The organism is Photorhabdus sp. CRCIA-P01, assembly GCF_003545805.1.
In the GTDB taxonomy this organism is placed as follows: domain Bacteria; phylum Pseudomonadota; class Gammaproteobacteria; order Enterobacterales; family Enterobacteriaceae; genus Photorhabdus; species Photorhabdus antumapuensis.
Genome location: NZ_NMQR01000195.1, coordinates 1 through 915 on the forward strand (window position 1 = coordinate 1; position 915 = coordinate 915).

1 tRNA gene and 2 rRNA genes are annotated in these 915 nt (G+C 51.9%); all 3 read right to left on the bottom strand.

What is annotated here, in order from left to right:
• Positions 1 to 366, bottom strand: a 23S ribosomal RNA gene (locus D3222_RS24780); the annotation flags it as partial.
• 185 nt (positions 367 to 551) lie between these two features.
• Positions 552 to 627: transfer RNA gene (locus D3222_RS24785), tRNA-Glu, on the bottom strand.
• A gap of 82 nt (positions 628 to 709) precedes the next feature.
• A 16S ribosomal RNA gene (locus D3222_RS24790) occupies positions 710 to 915 on the bottom strand; the annotation flags it as partial.

The following is a 915-nucleotide window of genomic DNA, read 5'->3' on the forward strand; positions in this document are numbered from 1 at the left end:
AGTTCACAACCGAGGCATTTTGGTGTACGGGACTGTCACCCTTTACCGTGCGCCTTTCCAGGCGCTTCCACTCACACCTCGGCTGATTCAGACTCTGGGCTGCTCCCCGTTCGCTCGCCGCTACTGGGGGAATCTCGGTTGATTTCTTTTCCTCGGGGTACTGAGATGTTTCAGTTCCCCCGGTTCGCCTCGTTTGACTATGAATTCATCAAACGATAGTGCAACGCATTGCACTGGGTTTCCCCATTCGGACATCGCCGGCTAATAGCGCTTCATATCAGCTTACCGACGCTTTTCGCAGATTAGCACGTCCTTCATCGCCTCTGACTGCCTAGGCATCCACCGTGTACGCTTAGTCGCTTAACCTCACAACCCGAACGTGTCTCGGATCATTCAGCTTGAGAGACTCATCAATAATACCGCGAAGATATTATTGACCGTTTCAATTTTTCAGCTTGTTCCGGATTGTTAAAGAGCTTATCTCGCTAAACAGATTGGGAAAATCCGCTTAAAGAAACATCGACAACGCCTTTCACCCGTTATCCTGCAAATGGCGTCCCCTAGGGGATTCGAACCCCTGTTACCGCCGTGAAAGGGCGGTGTCCTAGGCCTCTAGACGAAGGGGACACTATGGCCGGCTTCGCAGACGCGTCTTGCTCTACTTTCATCAGACAATCTGTGTGAGCACTGCACTCCACTGTATCTCAGGTAAGGAGGTGATCCAACCGCAGGTTCCCCTACGGTTACCTTGTTACGACTTCACCCCAGTCATGAATCACAAAGTGGTCAGCGCCCTCCCGTAGGTTAAGCTACCGACTTCTTTTGCAACCCACTCCCATGGTGTGACGGGCGGTGTGTACAAGGCCCGGGAACGTATTCACCGTAGCATTCTGATCTACGATTACTAGCGATTCC